Genomic DNA, 14,757 nt, shown 5'->3' on the forward strand with positions numbered 1-14,757 from the left:
TTCTTTTGCTTTTCATAAACCTATGTCTTTATACGACATATGATAAGGAAAAAGGAGGATTCGATATTGAGCCGATATTTAGAAATGCTGTCCTTATTCGGTGTCGCAGGGGCGCACCCAGGCGGGCTGGCTTTTTCAAAAGCGGTCTTGCAAAAGGCTGCACCCTCTCCGGATCAGCCGATTCTTGATGCCGGATGCGGAACAGGGCAAACGGCGGCTTATTTAGGACATTTGCTGTATCCTGTAACAGTCGTTGATAAAGATCCTATTATGCTTGAGAAAGCGAAAAAAAGATTTGCGAATGAAAGGCTTGCCATCCCTGCATATCAGGCGGAGCTGGAACATCTCCCGTTTTCTTCTGAGTCCTTTTCCTGCGTCCTGTCAGAATCGGTCCTCAGTTTTTCACGCCTGACATCCTCTCTTCAAGAAATTTCAAGAGTTTTAAAACCCGGCGGGATGCTGATTGGTATCGAAGCTGCTTTAAAAAAACCAATGCCCCCTGCAGAAAAGAAGCAAATGATGGATTTTTACGGATTTACTTGCTTACATGAAGAAAGCGAATGGCATAAACTCCTAAGATCCTATGGCTTTCAAAAAACAGAAGCGATGTCACTTCTTCCGGAAGACATGGAATTTGAACCAACCACAGAAATGGATTTATCGCAAACGATTGATCCCATCTATTACGATACGCTTCAAACACATTATCAGCTCATGCAGTTATATAGTGAGTACATGGGTCATTGTATTTTTATCGCGTACAAGTAAAACGGCGTATCGCCCCCTGTTTTCGTCCAACCTTTTTTTCCTATCTATCATATGCTGATAGAAAGTCAGGATAGGAGGGGAACAATATTGGAGAGATATTATCATCTTTGCAAAAACCATCAAGGTAAAGTCGTCAGAATTACAGAGAGAGGCGGGAGAGTTCACGTCGGCAGAATTACCCGTGTAACAAGAGACAGAGTTTTTATAGCTCCGGTCGGCGGAGGGCCAAGAGGTTTCGGTTACGGATATTGGGGCGGTTATTGGGGATACGGAGCAGCTTACGGTATTTCCCTCGGTTTAATTGCAGGAGTGGCTCTGGCTGGTTTATTCTTCTGGTAAGCATAGAACAAATGCTAGATTCACCAGACACAATGAAGCCCGCTTATCTAGTGTAAGCGGGCTTTTCATTTTAAATTTTCTTCACTTTTTCAAAGTACTCTTCAAGCGTTAAATCATTATCTTGAATGACCTTTGCGGCTTTTTTGCCTACATAGCGCAGATGCCATGGCTCATATTCATATTTCGTGATATCTTCTTTATTTTTCGGATAGCGAATGATAAAGCCATATTTATAAGCATTGTCCTGCACCCATTTCCCGTCTGCCGTGCTTCCGAACGCTTCATTTAGCTCAAAGCCATTGCTCCGGCTCGAAATGTCCATCGCAAGGCCTGTTTGATGCTCGCTTTCACCCGGGTAAGCGACCGCTTCCTTTGCCTTCTTTTCCCCTTTTAGGCTTACTTCATTGTCAAAAATGACTTTCTGTCTGTCATACGAACGATACCCTGAGACAGCTGCCAGTTCATAGCCTTCCTTTTTGGCAGCATCGAACATTGTTTTTAATGCGTCGGCGGCTTCTTTTCTGATGTAACGTTTTTGAATCTTTTCTTCAAAAGAAAACTCTACATCAGGTATGACAAGATCGCTAGGTTCATAGTTTCCGGGCAATGCGTATTGTTTATTGACAAGCGCGAGTATATTTTCTGGATTTTGAATGGTTTCCAGACCATCGACTTTTTTAATATCATTGAAATACTGGCTTTCCAATGAAAACTCACTGTTTTGAGTGTTTGATTTTTTGCTGTCAGCTGTTTTTTGTTCTGTTTGCTTTGTTTCTGCTGTGGCTTTCGTATCCTTTTGAGCATCTCCGTTCGACATGCTGCAGCCGGCTCCGACTATTGCCGTTACACTCAGAGCGGCAGCCAGTGAGAACCATTTACCGGACTTTTTCATATTACATTACCTTCCTTTTATCAATCGTTTCCGCATTCATAAAGAAGAGGCTGCCGGCACCCAGCACGCCTCTTGATATATTTTATTGTGATACGGAATGTAAAGCCACTTCTATCATATCATGAAATGTCGTTTGACGCTCTTCCGCTGTCGTTTCTTCTCCTGTTAATACGTGATCACTCACGGTGAGAATTGACAGGGCTTTTCTTCCGTGCTTCGCTGCTAATGTATACAATGCAGTTGTTTCCATTTCAACGCCAAGCACACCGTATTTTGCAAGTTTTTCAATTTGCGAATCGTCATTGTAGAACTGGTCAGCTGTAAATACGCTTCCTACAGTCACCGGCACACCTTTATCCTTTGCGGCATCATAGGCATTTTTTAAAAGCTCGAAATCTGCGCAAGGCGCAAAATCAACGCTTCCGAAAGCAACTCTGTTCATTTGTGAATCAGTTGAGGAGGTCATCGCCAAAATGACGTCTCGCACTTTGACATCTTTACGAATAGCGCCGCAAGAACCGACTCTTATTAGATTTTGCACATCGTAGCTTTGAATTAATTCATTCACATAAATTGAAATAGACGGAACGCCCATTCCCGTGCCTTGTACTGAGATTTTTTTACCTTTATATGTACCCGTAAATCCATACATGCCTCTGACTTCATTGTAGCATTCTACATTTTCAAGATACGTTTCTGCAATAAATTTTGCTCTGAGAGGATCTCCCGGCAAAAGCACTGTATCCGCAATTTGTCCTTTTTCAGCACCTATATGTACACTCATCTCATATCCTCCTGTAAATCTAAATTATCATCCAGCCCGTCCATTTTACAACGAATGTCATGATGAAACAAACTTCAGCATTGATTATAAAGGAATATGTCGAAAAAAGAAATGTTCGAGGATCTGTTAGGCACTTCCTCAGAAAAACGGATAATCGGGGTGTTAATTTGAAAACCTAACCGCAGGAAGGAGGGGTAGGACATGGGTAAAAAACATCGTAACCGGATCACCGGCCAAAAAAAGAACAATCATATACCTGAAAAAGATATCATTGCAGTTGAAGAAGCACACGGGAAAGAATATTCTGCTGCCAAACGCAAGCCTTAAAACTGCAGAAAACTGCGGGTTTCCGCAGTTTTCTTTTCATTATGTCGTTTGTACAATCAGACGATTGATTTTCCTCCAGCCGGCGGGAAGCAGTTGATAATATGTTTTCCCTTTTCTGCCTTCATCAATCAAGATCACGTCCCCTGTGGCCATAAATCTTGCATCATAATCACTCGGAACAGTGTCGAATACATTAAACAAAGAGAATGCTCTTTTCAGCACGTCTTGATGATCGCTCCCGTTCAGTTCAGTTCGATAGACGGCTCTGTAGCCCTTTTTTTCGCCAAACCGGGGTGTCTGAAATATTGTCACGTCATAGGAACAAGACTTCTTTTTAAACACGGATAACATCATCAAGATCCCCTCCCTTTTATTTCTTTAACATATTGGCGTTTTTGCTGTGTTTTCCTCTCTCTATTTTTGTCGAAACCGCTTAATCTTTTCGTCAAAACCTTTTACTAGGAAAAACAGAAGCAAGCCGAGGCTAAAGCCTCCTAACACATCTGTCACAAAATGAACCCCCAGATACACTCTGCTTATGCCGACTAAAACAGCAATTACACCGGCTATGATATATACCATTTTTTTATGCTTGGACAAAAACGGGAGGTGTTTCACTAAAAAGTAAGCAATAACAGGATAGACACAAGCAGCATTCATGGAATGGCCGCTCGGAAAACTGAAGGATGATTCATGAACCAGCGGTGCAAAATCAGGCCTCACTCTTTCGATCCATTCTTTTAAGACTTTGTTTAACAGCCGATCTGTGCCGAATACTAAGAGCATCAACAGGCCGTCCCATGTTTTTCTGTAGAAAAACATGCCTGCTCCAATGATGACAATTAGAGGGAGCAGAAAAGAAGAAGCACCAAGATGCGTGATCCCCGTCATGACTTCATTAAGCCATGGCTGACGGATCAAAACAGCTGCCTTGCTTATTGCTTCATCTGCAGATTGAACAGCATTTGTATGAATGGCCGCAGCTAGAGTTAAAAAGAAAAGAAACAAACTAACTGGCTTGTACAATTTTAACCACCTCAATTTTCACAGAAGTCATAGAACATGAATAATAAAACCGGAGCTGACCGCTCCGGTTTTAAGCCTCACTCATCTTCATCCAGCTCTTCATCTATCATACATTTTTCTATCAAATAATCAAAGGTAATATCAGCGATTTCAAACAGCTCATCCTCACTCGGTATGTAGCCCCGTCTTGCAAGCTCTCTGTAAAAAAATTCAGCGATTTCTTCCGTATCAATCACAAGATCTATTTCTTTCATCTCCGTACCGCCTCCTTTTTTATGTTTTATGAAAAAACAGGCTGAATTATACCCGGTGTTCTAAACAATTCTTTCAGTCATATATTGAATAAAAAACGAGCCATGGGAGGCTGACGCTATGATTGCTAAAATGATGGAAGCACTGGACGGAGAAAGATTTGATATCATAATGGAAAAAACGCTCAAAGGAATGACGCGTGTGATGATTTGGGGCTGTCTGCCATATTTTTTATATGTCTTGATCCGTATGTTCACAAATTAACTGAAATGCTCTTTTAAACTTTCCAAAACAAACATCATCATGTCTTTATATTCTTCATCCTGAAACATTTCGTACAGAATTTTGTAGTCATTATAAATATCCAGAAGCTCATCAACAATTGACACAGCAAGGATGTGAAGGGTATCTTGATCTTCATCATCGCCTTCAAACTGAAGAAGAGCAGACGATGCGATATCTTCGCCGATCTCATGGCCAGTTTCTCCGACATAATGGACAAACAACAACTGATGCACAAACTGGTCCATTTCATATTTTCTAAGCACCAGCGTGAGATCCTCTTCCTCCGTTTCAAGCCACTCTCCATCCTTTAAACGGGTCAGCTCATAAATGATATCTTCCCAGCCATCTTCTAAATATCTCCAAATTTCTGTTCTATGGCCGATAATGCGAAAGAGTTCTTTTCCATAATCTTTAACATAAACAACGTCCCCAATAAGGAATTCATACTCAATATCAAGCTTCTCCATGTCGACAATGACACCCTCATAATCTTTATAAAGCTGAATAGATGATTCAAAGTATAAAACTTCGTTATGATTGACTTCATAAAGATAGTGTTTATCAATTTGGTGTACTTTTGTGATGGTGCCGACTGTTCCATACATAATGACGACTACGATATCCCCTACTTGGAATTTCGGTTTATTTTGCTTCATGGTGTCTCCCCCTCGCCGCAACATTTCTCATACGCTATCGTATGCCGGGTGAAGCCAATTCGCATGGGCATGAAAACCAAAGGAAATATCCAATTATGGTATGGGTATGGACATAAAAAAATCCGCAGTGATCTGCGGATGAAACAGCTATTATCTGCCGTGCACTTCAGACTCGTATTGATCCCAAGCTTCATCAAACGTCGCCATCGTGTGAAGGTAATCAGCATTCAGCTCCAAATATGAACTGATTTCATGATAATCGGTTGATGTTTTTGGAAAGCTGTGATCCTCATACGCCTGATTGGCAAATTCACTGATGCTGTCCTTCGGCTTAGGGTGTCTGTATTTCAATAAATAGTGATAAAAGGATTTCATGGGTTTCCCCTCCTGGTGTCTGTCTTTTGTTGTTCTATTATACAGTTCAAGTGTAAAATTACAACAAAAGAATACTGAAACATGACTCAGGAGAAGTCAAAATAGTTGCGTTTCAAAATTCTTTCTGTCTCCATGAGCTGCTGATATGTCAGGCTTTCAGGCAGTTTTTTTGTTTGAATTAAAAGCAGCTGATCCTCAATCTCTTTAACCGTGTTTTCCTCTTGATAGGTCATACCGCAGGAAGAACATACCATGGCAGGGGTGTCTGTCAGTTCTATAGCCCTCGTTCCATCAGGGAGCTCCCAGTACACCGTGTTCCTGCCGGGCACCGCTTCGAGCTCGCCGCACCATTCGCATGTTTTCATGAAGAATCCCCTCCGCATTCAGTCTCTTTCTGTTTTTTCTGCTGCGCCAAAAATTTCTTTTCTTTGAGCTGATCTCTTTTCTCACGCCGATCTTTTAATGTTTCATGCTCCGGATTTGCGATGTATGCCTCTCTCCTTTTGATTCTGTCTACATTTTCAGGTGTAAACGAAACTTCTTTGTCAGCAAAAATGGCACTCAGCCCGATCGGCTCCTTTTTGTCAGCGGTTTCAGGGAAAACGGACTCAAAATAGGCGTCTGCCTGATTGGGGATATAATTCTCTGGTTCCGGATATGACGTAATCACACCTTCAAAATTTCTTAAGATCACTTTGTCAGGACTTTGTGACAGGACATAGTTTGGCTGCAGGGCGATTTTACCTCCTCCGCCTGGTGCGTCAACGACAAAGGTAGGAACCGCATAGCCTGAGGTATGACCTCTCAGCCCTTCAATGATCTCCAAACCTTTGGAAACAGGAGCTCTGAAATGCCCGATTCCCTCTGACAGATCACATTGGTAAATATAATAAGGACGGACTCTGATTTTTACCAAGTCATGCATGAGCTTTTTCATAATTGGAACCGAATCATTAATACCTGCTAATACGACAGCCTGATTTCCGACCGGCACTCCCGCGTTCACCAGCTTTTCACATGCCTCAACGGATTCTTCTGTCATTTCGATGCTTGTGTTAAAATGGGTGTTCAGCCAGACCGGATGATATTTTTTCAATATCTCGCACAGATGATCGGTAATGCGCTGCGGAAAGACGACGGGCGCTCTTGTTCCGATTCTGATGACTTCCAGATGCGGAATGCTGCGCAGCTCTTTTAAAATATATTCTAAAATTTGGTCGTTGATGAGCAGCCCATCACCGCCTGAAATTAAACAATCGCGGATTTCGGGTGTTTCCCGGATATAAGCAATTGCAGCATCAAGCTGTTTTTTGGGGACTCCCATTCCGATTTGTCCGGAAAAGCGCCTTCTTGTGCAGTAGCGGCAGTACATGGAACATTGATTCGTGACAAGAAACAGCACACGGTCGGGATAGCGGTGTGTCAGACCGGGTACCGGTGAATCTTCATCCTCATGAAGCGGGTCTTCCAGATCGTATTTTGTTTTGTGCATTTCTTCAGAAAGCGGCACAGACTGCATGCGTACCGGGCATCTCGGATTGTCGGGGTCCATTAAAGAAGCATAGTAAGGTGTAATATTTAAGGGGATCGTTTTGGTAGAAATTCTGACGCCTTCCTCTTCATCCTCGGTCAGATTGATGACTTTCTTTAAATCATCTAACGTTCTTACAGTGTGTGTCAGCTGCCAAAGCCAATCGTTCCATTTCTCTTCCGGAACGTCCTTCCATAACTCGATCTCCTTCCAATGCCGTTTCGGTTTATACCATTTGTTTTTCAAACGAATTCCTCCTCGCGCATATTTTGACTTACAGTTGCTTGCACCAAATATTCATGTTTTCAAGGCCTTCGGCTATAAAGCAATTATTGATCAGCCTTCCGCCATACTGATAACCTGAATGGTACAACACAGCATTCATCCCAAAAGACGAAGCACGGGCGAGAGAAAACACATGAAAGATATCCTTTCCAGCCATTTCTTTTTCTAACGCCTCGATTAAAAAGCTTGTTAACGAATGGCCGCGATATTCCGGCAGTACAGCGCAATCGGTTATTTCTGCATGCCCAAGCTCTGGATTGATTTCTGCGCTTGCTGCGCTGATCAGGCGGTCATGATCAAGCATGATATAATACACCGTATTTGCATTCATCGTCTTTTCAATATAAGCGGGGTCAAATACCGGGGTTGGGTAGGTGCGGAATACTTTTTTATACAGCATCGATAGCTGGTACATGTCGTTTGTTTCTGCTTTTCTCATCGTAAAAACGGGTGTACTGTCGTTGCGAAGACGGGGCGCTGTGCGATATATGGCTTCGATGATCTCCTGTTCCTCTGTATAAGAATCTGTTTGTCTCCGGCTTTCTGAAAGGTAACGTACCATGACACAAGCCGAATGGCCGAGATAATAGCCCTTTAGATAGCCCTCCGGCGCAAATAATTGTTTGGCAAGCATTGGCTCATCATGCTGCTTCGCATAGACGATGATTTTTTCTGCATTCTCTTCTTTTGCCGCTGCCACGATATCCGGCAGGGCCTTCTCAATGGCTCCGTCATAACGGACCACTCTGATTCGTTTATTAAAGCCGTCATGGTCCAAAACTGCTGTGACACCGCTACTCTTTATTGACTTGAGCATCCGCATCCTCCCCATCTGTATGAAGCCCGCACCAATCCATGACAAAAAGTGCAATAATTTTAGCAGATTCTATCATGGCTTCAACCTCAATGTATTCATTGGCCTGATGAGCCGTTTTTGTTTCCCCCGGCCCGAAAACGATAACTGGTGTATCTCCTGCATGGTACAAAAGCCCTCCATCCGTTCCCCACGGGGAAGCCTCAATAATCGGCTCTGTCTGTTTCATTTTTTGATAGGCTGATTGCAGCACAGAAATTAAAGGGTGATCATCAGGTAAATCATTCGGCAGCCATTGAGCGCCAAACCATTCTACTTGTACGGGATGACGTTTAAACCATTCGTCATGGTATTCTAAATCCTTCAGCCAGTTTTCCAATTCAAGTTTTACAGCTTCTGGTTTCTCATGGGGAGCAATTCCGCATCTCCCTTCTATGACGACACGGTCTGCAACTGAAGATGGCCAGGCACCGCCTGAGATGGTGCCGATATTCACCGGTACCGGTATTGGGATATTGTCATACAGCGGATCTGAAATTCTCGCATTGCGGACTTTCTCCAGCTCTTGTATCGCTGTGATAACGTGCATGCTTTTTTCAATCGCGCTTACCCCTTCATAGCGTGTGCCCCCATGTGCGGATAATCCCTTCACAGTGATCCGAAACCACATCGAACCCTGCTGCTTAATAAATAGTTTCATATTCGTCGGTTCAGGAATCAGCGCCCCGTCAGCACGATAGCCTCTCATGATGGCGGACAGTGTACCGGCGCCGCCGCACTCTTCATCTACAACACTCTGAAACAATACATCTCCCTTCAGTTTGACATCGCAGGCGTGCAGGGCTTCTAAAGCAAAAAGAAGGGCTGTATTGCCTCCCTTCATATCCGTTGAGCCGCGGCCGTATATTTTACCGTTTTCTTCGACAGCTTGATACGGTTCATACTTCCAATCCTTTACGCTTCCTTCAGGCACAACATCGATATGGCCGTTCAAAATCAGGGACCTGCCTCCGCCGGCTCCCGTTTTTTTAGCCACGATATTCGGGCTCTCATGAAAATCGGATCGGTTAGATTTAAAGTAGGGATGCTGTTTTAATTGCTTTATACTTGGCTCCCATACATCAATGTCCATATGAAATTGCCGCAGCTTTTCAAGCACAACAGCTTGGGCGTTAAACTCTGACCCCAATGTGCTTTTTTCCCCAATTAGCCTTTTGAGAAGACGAATGGCTTTGGCCGAATGCTGATCAAGCCACCCGATTACTTTTCTTTCAATGTCTTGCATCCTCATTCCCCCTCTTAAGAAAAAGGCATATCTATTTTGATTTCAGCTTCTGTCAGCCTCGTCACCTCATCGATTGTCGAGCCATTCATCAGCTCTTTTAAAATGAAGTGATGGCTATCGACCTCAAGAACCGCTTTTTCGGTAATAATCAAATCTACACAGCCTGCAGCAGTTAATGGCAGCGTACATCTTTCTGTTAATTTAGGCCTTCCCTTTTGATCTGTATGACTCATGACGACAACCACTTTTTTCGCTTTTTGGGCAAGCTCCATCGCCCCGCCCATACCAGGCACCTTTTTTCCCGGAACAAGCCAATTTGCCAAATCTCCTGATTGGCTCACCTGCAGGGCTCCTAAAATCGTAATGTCAATTTTGCCTTTTCTGATCATCGCAAAAGACATGGTTGTATCAAAATAAGAAGCCCCTTTTACAGCGCGGACAGGATAGCCCGCGGCGTTGCATAAATGCGCATCCTCTTCTCCCTTTTCGGGACTTTCTCCAATGCCAAGGACACCGTTTTCCGCTTGAAACATGACCTGCATGTCAGGCTTCAAAAAGTTCGGTACCAAGGATGGGATACCGATACCGAGATTCACAATCATGCCCTGCTTAATTTCAGCAGCAGCGCGTTTTGCAATCTGTTCTCTTTCTGCTACTCCCAAGCCCATTTCCACTTCACTCCCTCGCTTCGTACAACCCCCTCAACAAAAACCCCCGGTGTGACAATCATTTCTTCAGAAATCTCACCTTTCGGAACGATACGCTCAGCTTCGGCAAAGGTTCTCCTGGCGGCCATTGCCATAAGCGGGTTCATATTGCGCGCGGTTTTGTCATACGTTAGATTGCCGAATTCATCTGCAATGTAAGCATTGATGAAAGCAAAATCAGCCGTCAGCGCCTCTTCAATCAAGTATCGTTTTCCCGCCACTGTTACGATGTCCTTTTTTTCGCAAACCATTTGATTATCAATGCCCACGTCGGTTAAAATACCGCCAAGCCCCGCTCCGCCGGCGCGAATCCGTTCCGCAAGCGTTCCCTGAGGTGAAAATTGAACCTCTAACGTCCCCTCTGTCATCTGTTTTCCGGCTACAGGATTGGAACCGATATGCGAGGCGATCAGGGTTTTGACCCGTTGATTAACAATAAGCGGGCCGATCCCGATATCCGGGAAACCGGCGTCATTGCAAATCACAGTCAAATCCGTTACACCGCTGTCCAATATCGCTTCAATCAATGAAGGAGGCGACCCGACTCCCCCAAAACCGCCAAACATCAGAACCGATCCATCCCGAACATCTGCAATTGCTGTGTCAATGCTGATTGCTTTTTGAAATGGCGCCATTTAATGTCAATCCTTTTTTAAGTTTTTTTTCGACCGCTGCAACTGTTTCTGAAAAAATAGAGATAAGCTCTTCCATTTCACCGTCTGAAATGGTAAAAGGAGGAGCAATAATGACAGCATCTCCTTCTCCACTGTCTATTCCAGCTTTGGAAGGATAAACAATCAGCCCGCGTTTTTTCGCCTCGCTGACAATAAGCTGGGTTACCGCTTGCTCTGGCGGAAACACTTTCTTCGTTTTTTGGTCTGCCACAAATTCAATGCCTAATAGCAGTCCTTTTCCGCGCACATCACCTATAATGCGGCTTTGAGATGCCGCCTCATCAAGCTTCTTCTTCAGCACAGCGCCCTTTTTTTCTGATTGTTTGATCAAGCCATGCTTTAACACATATCGCAAAACTTCAAGAGCAGCTTTGGCTGAATAGGGATGTGCACTATATGTGTGACCGCTCATAATCACACCTGACCCTTGTTTTATCGTTTCAATAATAGAATCAGATACGACGGCAGCAGCAATAGGTGCATACCCCGCACCGAGTCCCTTCCCCAGTACAGCAATATCAGGTACGGTATCCCAATGCTCTGTCGCGAGCATCCTTCCTGTTCTCCCAAGTCCCGTCATCACTTCATCTGCAATAAAAAGCACATCGTGTGTGCGGCATACCTCACTTAATCTCTCATAATATCCCGGAGGCGGAGTAATCGCTGCACCTGCAGCACCAATAATAGGCTCAGCCACAAAGCCGGCGATGAATTGGCTTCCGATTCTTTTGATCATGGTGTCCAGTTCATCAGCTGCAGTCTGAACAAAGTCTTCTTCCGTCTCGTGATTCAGCCGATAAATATGTGGAGCTGAGATAGCTGGATACCGCTCAATGAGATGGGTGAACCGGTATCTCCTTTCATAAAAACCAGACAATGAAAGCGCTCCCAAAGTTATTCCGTGGTAACTGCTCCATCGAGACAAAAAGATGGATTTTTGTGTTTGCTTTTTTTCCTGCCAATACTGAATGGCGATTTTCATAGCTGTTTCTATCGCTTCTGACCCGCTGTTGACAAAAAAAGACCAATTCACATCTCCGGGCAGCTCCTGTGCCAAGAGAGCGGCTAATTGCTCGGCGGGCTCACTCGTAAACTGTGAGCGGTAAGCAAAAGACACCTGATTAAGCTGTTCTTTCAGCTTCTCAGTCACATCACGAACTCCGTGGCCGATATTACATGTCACCGCACCTGACGAGCCGTCGAGATATTTTTTTCCGGTCTGATCATAAACATATGAACCCTTCGCATAACTGACAACCGGATAGGCCGAGCTAAGCTCTGGCTTAATCAAATAACTGCTCATGCTCCCACCTCAAAACCCCTTTTACCATATTGTATGAGTGTCCAAATGGCGGCATGACGTTCCCCGCAAAAACTTTTTCACATAAAAAGAGCCTTCCTAATAGGGAAGGCTCTTTTGAAATTTCAGCATCTAGCAAATAAAAGCGGCTCCAACAATAATTAATAAAATGAACAAGACAACAATTAACACAAATGTATTTGTCCCGCAGCCAAATCCGTAACCGTACCCAGAGTATCCATACATGCTGTTTTCATCCTTTCTTATCACGATATACGGCATTTTATGCGGGCCAAGTCCCAAATGGTTTGTGCAAACGCCTATTTCATGTAAGGAAATAATGAAATACAGTATGCACCCGCTCATATTTTTTAAACGTCAGCTTTTCGTAAAACTGAGTTGCACCGTCAGTGCTTGCAGCCACTAAGTAGGCTGCTTCCATTCCTAGTGATTTGGCGATGGACAGCATTTCTTTCACTAAGATACTGCCGTAGCCCTTCCTTTGAAACTGATCTAAAATTGCCACTTCTTCGATTTTAGCCGTTTTCTCTTGATGATCGATAAACAGCTCGCCGCACCCAATGGGAACTTTCTGTGCCTGGTCGCTGTAACAAACAACAAGAATGATTATACCTGCTTCATAGAAAGGATATTTTCTTTTTAATTTTTGTTCAGCGATTGCTTCTCCAATATAAATGGAATCGTAAATTTTCATAATAGAAGATCCGTCGCTAAGACTTTTCGCCGTCCCCCATGCGGTTAAAGGATGTCCCATCTGCCCCTTCCAGTCACTAAGCTTCATGTCATATAGTAGCTCATCCTCGACGACAAAACCGCTTTTTACAAGCGACTGCTTCAAGCCGAGCGGAAAAACATGCTGCGGCGACGCTTTTAAATGGAGATAATTCGCATCAAGCAGCTTTGGTACGGAGGGTAAAAAGTTAAGTAACCGCTCCAATGGAAACGTATCATGGAGCTGAACAAAGTTATGAGAAAAAATTTGCGGAAGCTGCGGATCTCTGTATACGCTGTAATGATCAAACGATGCCGATTCAGACGTTAACAATATATATTGATGTTCCGTTTTTGAATAATGTCCTGTCATGAACGTCTCCTTTTTATGACCTATACCTTTACTCTGTTGCAATATTCAATTTCTTTATAATCTCATCGTACACCGGATAAAACGGCTTTCCAATTGGAAATTGCTGAATATTTCGGAAAGAAGCGGAGATTGGCTTCTGATGTAAAAAAAATTTCCTTGTTACTTGTTCACTAATCGGGTGAAAGACGCCGTTTAGAAACAAAAACGGCTCGCGTTCGATGAAAAACACCCGTCGGCCAGGTGGATTTTTGATCAATTCAGATCGTTTCCACGTAATCGGCGGTCCTTCCGGAAGCATCTCCATCTCTTCTTTTCCAATTGTCACTATGTCTTTTCTTTGAAATTGATAAAATTGAAACGCATACTGGTCCACAATTCGCCTTTTTTTTCCGGCTTCGATATAAAATATTGCAGGATGGTCAGCTTCCTTTACTAAAATATAATTCGGAATGTTTAAAATTTTACCAATCCTATATTGGAATAAATATGGGTCTGGAACAGCGACAGTCCGATTTAGATACAAAAAACCCCACTTTTCTCCAACAGGATGCCTTACACCCTGATCAAAAAAATACACATTTTGATCTGAACCTTTTACAAAAGAGCCGTCAATCAAATCGGCGGGCAGAAACCGATATGCATTTTGAAATGAATCTGGGGTTTTATAGGTTGTGTCTAATACTTCATTTATCGGCAGAAATGGGGTAAAGTTGTTGAGTCTCGCCCAAAAAATTGCGTCGCCATGATTCCAATGCTTCATATCATCATCCCAGTAGCCTCCAAATTTATGATGGATGAGATTAAGTAACGAACGGCGATGCATAACGGAGCAATGATCAACTTGAAAAGCGGCCTGATCAAGCACTGCATTGGCATTTCTGTAGAAATGTGAGATTTCCTCTCCCCTTTCGTTTACATGTACAACTTTTTGTTTTGAATAGACCGCCTGCGCTTCAGGCTTATGTGAAAACTCTTGCACCATACGGCTCAGCCGCTCAGGATGATAAACAGTGTCGTCAGTAAGATAGGAAATGTAATCGCCGTCTGCAAATGGGAGCGCACTGTTAATTAATGTGGCATAACGGGCGGTTTTTAATCGATCTGCAGGATGCACGAAACTGTTATGATATTGAATGCGCCGGTCATGGAGATACTTGTGAATCACCGCAGTTGTTTCTGCATTCGAATGATCATCCATGATAAAAAGCTCCCAAAGATCATGCGTTTGCTGTATCACGCTTTCGATCGCTTTTTGCAAATAATCGGGTTTGTTGTAACTTGTTAAAATAATAGACACTTTCTCTCCCATCTATACCGCCTCCCGCCGTCAAACATAAAAACGGCTCCGCAGC

22 protein-coding genes are annotated in these 14,757 nt (G+C 43.5%); 4 read left to right on the forward strand and 18 right to left on the reverse strand.

Annotation, left to right across the window (positions count from 1 at the left end; genetic code table 11):
• Positions 1-66 precede the first annotated feature (66 nt).
• Positions 67-768, forward strand: coding sequence for a class I SAM-dependent methyltransferase (locus NSQ12_RS10965; protein WP_101172393.1), 702 nt, complete (start codon positions 67-69; stop codon positions 766-768).
• 87 nt (positions 769-855) lie between these two features.
• On the forward strand, positions 856-1,107 hold the full coding sequence (locus tag NSQ12_RS10970) for a hypothetical protein (RefSeq protein ID WP_003231182.1): 252 nt from the start codon (positions 856-858) through the stop codon (positions 1,105-1,107).
• Between the two features lie 70 nt (positions 1,108-1,177).
• Here the strand turns inward: NSQ12_RS10970 and ldcB are convergent, their stop codons facing one another.
• Together ldcB and deoD are read right to left on the reverse strand one after the other, a co-directional pair.
• Entirely contained in the window at positions 1,178-1,999 is an 822-nt protein-coding gene (gene ldcB / locus NSQ12_RS10975) for an LD-carboxypeptidase LdcB (RefSeq protein WP_217024427.1), read from the reverse strand.
• 82 nt (positions 2,000-2,081) lie between these two features.
• Positions 2,082-2,783, reverse strand: a complete 702-nt coding sequence (gene deoD, locus NSQ12_RS10980) for a purine-nucleoside phosphorylase (RefSeq protein WP_003231176.1) — start codon at positions 2,781-2,783, stop codon at positions 2,082-2,084.
• Positions 2,784-2,984: 201 nt separating this feature from the next.
• On the opposite strand from deoD, the gene NSQ12_RS10985 reads away from it, so the two are divergent.
• A complete protein-coding gene (locus tag NSQ12_RS10985) occupies positions 2,985-3,110 on the forward strand; it encodes a hypothetical protein (protein ID WP_217024419.1) in 126 nt (41 codons plus the stop codon).
• A gap of 39 nt (positions 3,111-3,149) precedes the next feature.
• On the opposite strand, the gene yodL is transcribed toward NSQ12_RS10985, so the two are convergent.
• From yodL to NSQ12_RS11000, 3 genes are all read right to left on the reverse strand, one after another.
• Complete coding sequence (gene yodL / locus NSQ12_RS10990) at positions 3,150-3,464, reverse strand: shape determination protein YodL (RefSeq protein WP_004399431.1); 315 nt, start codon at positions 3,462-3,464, stop codon at positions 3,150-3,152.
• Positions 3,465-3,524: 60 nt separating this feature from the next.
• Entirely contained in the window at positions 3,525-4,136 is a 612-nt protein-coding gene (gene pgpB / locus NSQ12_RS10995) for a phosphatidylglycerophosphatase PgpB (protein ID WP_217024417.1), read from the reverse strand.
• A gap of 77 nt (positions 4,137-4,213) precedes the next feature.
• Complete coding sequence (locus NSQ12_RS11000) at positions 4,214-4,390, reverse strand: YozD family protein (protein ID WP_003231166.1); 177 nt, start codon at positions 4,388-4,390, stop codon at positions 4,214-4,216.
• Between the two features lie 118 nt (positions 4,391-4,508).
• Between NSQ12_RS11000 and NSQ12_RS11005 the strand changes: the two genes are divergently transcribed.
• Complete coding sequence (locus tag NSQ12_RS11005; protein ID WP_003231164.1) at positions 4,509-4,652, forward strand: hypothetical protein; 144 nt, start codon at positions 4,509-4,511, stop codon at positions 4,650-4,652.
• Here the strand turns inward: NSQ12_RS11005 and NSQ12_RS11010 are convergent.
• From NSQ12_RS11010 to cgeD, 13 genes are all read right to left on the reverse strand, one after another.
• A complete protein-coding gene (locus NSQ12_RS11010) occupies positions 4,649-5,329 on the reverse strand; it encodes a hypothetical protein (protein ID WP_014477102.1) in 681 nt (226 codons plus the stop codon). The genes NSQ12_RS11005 and NSQ12_RS11010 overlap by 4 nt on opposite strands.
• Positions 5,330-5,479: 150 nt before the next feature.
• Positions 5,480-5,704, reverse strand: a complete 225-nt coding sequence (locus NSQ12_RS11015) for a YozE family protein (protein WP_003231160.1) — start codon at positions 5,702-5,704, stop codon at positions 5,480-5,482.
• A gap of 86 nt (positions 5,705-5,790) precedes the next feature.
• Positions 5,791-6,069, reverse strand: a complete 279-nt coding sequence (locus NSQ12_RS11020) for a YokU family protein (protein ID WP_004399539.1) — start codon at positions 6,067-6,069, stop codon at positions 5,791-5,793.
• Positions 6,066-7,481 carry a lysine 2,3-aminomutase gene (gene ablA, locus NSQ12_RS11025; protein WP_004399420.1) on the reverse strand — a complete coding sequence of 472 codons (1,416 nt, stop codon included), beginning with the start codon at positions 7,479-7,481 and terminating at the stop codon, positions 6,066-6,068. The genes NSQ12_RS11020 and ablA overlap by 4 nt, the downstream gene beginning before the upstream one ends.
• Before the next feature lie 28 nt (positions 7,482-7,509).
• Positions 7,510-8,337, reverse strand: a complete 828-nt coding sequence (gene ablB, locus NSQ12_RS11030; protein WP_015251880.1) for a putative beta-lysine N-acetyltransferase — start codon at positions 8,335-8,337, stop codon at positions 7,510-7,512.
• Positions 8,315-9,625: a peptidase gene (locus NSQ12_RS11035; protein ID WP_015251879.1), complete on the reverse strand. Its 1,311-nt coding sequence runs from the start codon at positions 9,623-9,625 to the stop codon at positions 8,315-8,317. Before NSQ12_RS11035 ends, ablB begins: the two co-directional genes overlap by 23 nt.
• An 8-nt stretch (positions 9,626-9,633) precedes the next feature.
• Positions 9,634-10,287 (reverse strand): 3-oxoacid CoA-transferase subunit B, encoded by a 654-nt coding sequence (locus NSQ12_RS11040; protein ID WP_015714117.1) that lies wholly within the window; start codon positions 10,285-10,287, stop codon positions 9,634-9,636.
• Positions 10,272-10,961, reverse strand: a complete 690-nt coding sequence (locus NSQ12_RS11045) for a CoA transferase subunit A (protein WP_029318023.1) — start codon at positions 10,959-10,961, stop codon at positions 10,272-10,274. The genes NSQ12_RS11040 and NSQ12_RS11045 overlap by 16 nt, the downstream gene beginning before the upstream one ends.
• Positions 10,930-12,303, reverse strand: coding sequence for an aspartate aminotransferase family protein (locus NSQ12_RS11050; RefSeq protein ID WP_339174734.1), 1,374 nt, complete (start codon positions 12,301-12,303; stop codon positions 10,930-10,932). The genes NSQ12_RS11045 and NSQ12_RS11050 overlap by 32 nt, the downstream gene beginning before the upstream one ends.
• Positions 12,284-12,439 (reverse strand): hypothetical protein, encoded by a 156-nt coding sequence (locus NSQ12_RS11055; protein WP_003230835.1) that lies wholly within the window; start codon positions 12,437-12,439, stop codon positions 12,284-12,286. Before NSQ12_RS11055 ends, NSQ12_RS11050 begins: the two co-directional genes overlap by 20 nt.
• Positions 12,433-12,546: a YhzE/YjcZ family sporulation protein YoyG gene (yoyG, locus tag NSQ12_RS11060; RefSeq protein WP_003218179.1), complete on the reverse strand. Its 114-nt coding sequence runs from the start codon at positions 12,544-12,546 to the stop codon at positions 12,433-12,435. Before yoyG ends, NSQ12_RS11055 begins: the two co-directional genes overlap by 7 nt.
• Before the next feature lie 79 nt (positions 12,547-12,625).
• A complete protein-coding gene (gene cgeE / locus NSQ12_RS11065; protein ID WP_015383898.1) occupies positions 12,626-13,405 on the reverse strand; it encodes a spore maturation N-acetyltransferase CgeE in 780 nt (259 codons plus the stop codon).
• A gap of 28 nt (positions 13,406-13,433) precedes the next feature.
• On the reverse strand, positions 13,434-14,714 hold the full coding sequence (cgeD, locus tag NSQ12_RS11070) for a spore maturation glycosyltransferase CgeD (RefSeq protein ID WP_015714121.1): 1,281 nt from the start codon (positions 14,712-14,714) through the stop codon (positions 13,434-13,436).
• Positions 14,715-14,757: the final 43 nt, after the last annotated feature.

It is taken from the genome of Bacillus sp. PS95 (assembly GCF_037963565.1).
Taxonomy (GTDB): Bacteria; Bacillota; Bacilli; order Bacillales; family Bacillaceae; genus Bacillus; species Bacillus subtilis.

What these genes read in the sequence shown, in the direction of transcription:
- yoyG (WP_003218179.1), bottom strand. Translation starts at nt 12,546, where the DNA reads ATGTATGGATACTCTGGGTACGGTTACGGATTTGGCTGCGGGACAAAT.
- NSQ12_RS11020 (WP_004399539.1), bottom strand. Translation starts at nt 6,069, where the DNA reads ATGAAAACATGCGAATGGTGCGGCGAGCTCGAAGCGGTGCCCGGCAGG.
- cgeE (WP_015383898.1), bottom strand. Translation starts at nt 13,405, where the DNA reads ATGACAGGACATTATTCAAAAACGGAACATCAATATATATTGTTAACG.
- ldcB (WP_217024427.1), bottom strand. Translation starts at nt 1,999, where the DNA reads ATGAAAAAGTCCGGTAAATGGTTCTCACTGGCTGCCGCTCTGAGTGTA.
- NSQ12_RS11000 (WP_003231166.1), bottom strand. Translation starts at nt 4,390, where the DNA reads ATGAAAGAAATAGATCTTGTGATTGATACGGAAGAAATCGCTGAATTT.
- cgeD (WP_015714121.1), bottom strand. Translation starts at nt 14,714, where the DNA reads ATGGGAGAGAAAGTGTCTATTATTTTAACAAGTTACAACAAACCCGAT.
- NSQ12_RS11050 (WP_339174734.1), bottom strand. Translation starts at nt 12,303, where the DNA reads ATGAGCAGTTATTTGATTAAGCCAGAGCTTAGCTCGGCCTATCCGGTT.
- NSQ12_RS11005 (WP_003231164.1), top strand. Translation starts at nt 4,509, where the DNA reads ATGATTGCTAAAATGATGGAAGCACTGGACGGAGAAAGATTTGATATC.
- NSQ12_RS11015 (WP_003231160.1), bottom strand. Translation starts at nt 5,704, where the DNA reads ATGAAATCCTTTTATCACTATTTATTGAAATACAGACACCCTAAGCCG.
- NSQ12_RS11035 (WP_015251879.1), bottom strand. Translation starts at nt 9,625, where the DNA reads ATGAGGATGCAAGACATTGAAAGAAAAGTAATCGGGTGGCTTGATCAG.
- NSQ12_RS11040 (WP_015714117.1), bottom strand. Translation starts at nt 10,287, where the DNA reads ATGGGCTTGGGAGTAGCAGAAAGAGAACAGATTGCAAAACGCGCTGCT.
- NSQ12_RS11045 (WP_029318023.1), bottom strand. Translation starts at nt 10,961, where the DNA reads ATGGCGCCATTTCAAAAAGCAATCAGCATTGACACAGCAATTGCAGAT.
- NSQ12_RS10985 (WP_217024419.1), top strand. Translation starts at nt 2,985, where the DNA reads ATGGGTAAAAAACATCGTAACCGGATCACCGGCCAAAAAAAGAACAAT.
- NSQ12_RS11010 (WP_014477102.1), bottom strand. Translation starts at nt 5,329, where the DNA reads ATGAAGCAAAATAAACCGAAATTCCAAGTAGGGGATATCGTAGTCGTC.
- yodL (WP_004399431.1), bottom strand. Translation starts at nt 3,464, where the DNA reads ATGATGTTATCCGTGTTTAAAAAGAAGTCTTGTTCCTATGACGTGACA.
- deoD (WP_003231176.1), bottom strand. Translation starts at nt 2,783, where the DNA reads ATGAGTGTACATATAGGTGCTGAAAAAGGACAAATTGCGGATACAGTG.
- ablB (WP_015251880.1), bottom strand. Translation starts at nt 8,337, where the DNA reads ATGCTCAAGTCAATAAAGAGTAGCGGTGTCACAGCAGTTTTGGACCAT.